Genomic DNA, 1,148 nt, shown 5'->3' with positions numbered 1-1,148 from the left:
AATCGAGTAGACGGCTGACAATCGAATGATTGCCAGTGCGCCTCTCACACCACCGTACGTACGGGTCTCGTATACGGCGGTTCACCAAATCGAAGTTTGTATTTTGTTTATGTAATCTATCATCGGTTTATACCCTCTTCGCTTTAGTCTAGATAGGGTTAGTGTAGTCCCTAATATAGGACTTTGGGCTACTGCCCAGCCTCCCATTCGGGTTCTGCTCCAAGCATAAGCTTGTCCTTCTTCTATTCCTAGACGTATTAAATTCTTACGTTTCCTTTCTGCTTTCTTCCAATGGTGCCAAATGCAATACCGCAGGCGGTTTCGCAACCATTCATCTAACTTTTTAAGTTTTGTATAACTGTTTGTTAAACGATAGTTGTTAAGCCATCCTCGACACACTTGTGTGAGGCGGCTTAAACGTTCTGTTAAAGATACTGGATTGGTTTTCTTGGTTAAAAGTTTTAGTTTCCGTTTGAATTTATCCCAACCGCTTTTGCTTACAACAAGTTGGTATTGCCCTTTTACACCTTTCTTATAAATGGGTACAAAGCTATGTCCTAACAACTCGAAATTTACGGGGCGACGTATGCCACTTTTTGCTCCGTTTATTGGAAGATGTAATGTGTCTTTTAGAAAAAGATACACCTGATTCCCTATTTGCTTTGCTTTTGCTTTCGATGTTGTATAAATACTAAAATCGTCTGCATAGCGGACATAACGAAACCCTTTGTTGCTAAGAAATTTATCTAAAACATCTAATAAGATATTAGATAATAACGGGCTTAGTGGGCTGCCTTGCGGTATGCCTTTTCGCCGTTTAACTAAGCGCCCTTTTATAAGTATGGGCGCTCGTAACCATTTGCGAATTAATCGCAGCGTGACTGGGCAGTCTACTTTCTTGTAAATTAGTTGTAATAGTAGGCTATGTTCTACCGCGTCGAAGAATCCTTTTAAGTCGATATCTACAATGTTTTGGAAGCCATCATTGATGTATTCCTGAGCTTGTAGTACTGCTTTATGGATGTTCTTCTTAGGTCGAAAACCGAAACTAAAGGGCTCAAATCCGTACTCGAATTTGGTTATTAGTAGCTGGCTTACTGCCTGTTGTAGACACCTATCTATTACTGTTGGGATACCTAAAAGACGGG

Annotated in this window: 1 protein-coding gene; it reads right to left on the bottom strand. The window is 40.5% G+C overall.

Annotation, left to right across the window (positions count from 1 at the left end):
* Positions 1-81 precede the first annotated feature (81 nt).
* Positions 82-1,148 (bottom strand): reverse transcriptase domain-containing protein (locus ES677_RS15110; protein WP_148381722.1); only part of this gene is annotated, 1,067 nt, incomplete at its 5' end.

It is taken from the genome of Bizionia gelidisalsuginis (assembly GCF_008086185.1).
Classification (GTDB): domain Bacteria; phylum Bacteroidota; class Bacteroidia; order Flavobacteriales; family Flavobacteriaceae; genus Bizionia; species Bizionia saleffrena.
This window is presented reverse-complemented; position numbering and strand designations above follow the sequence as displayed.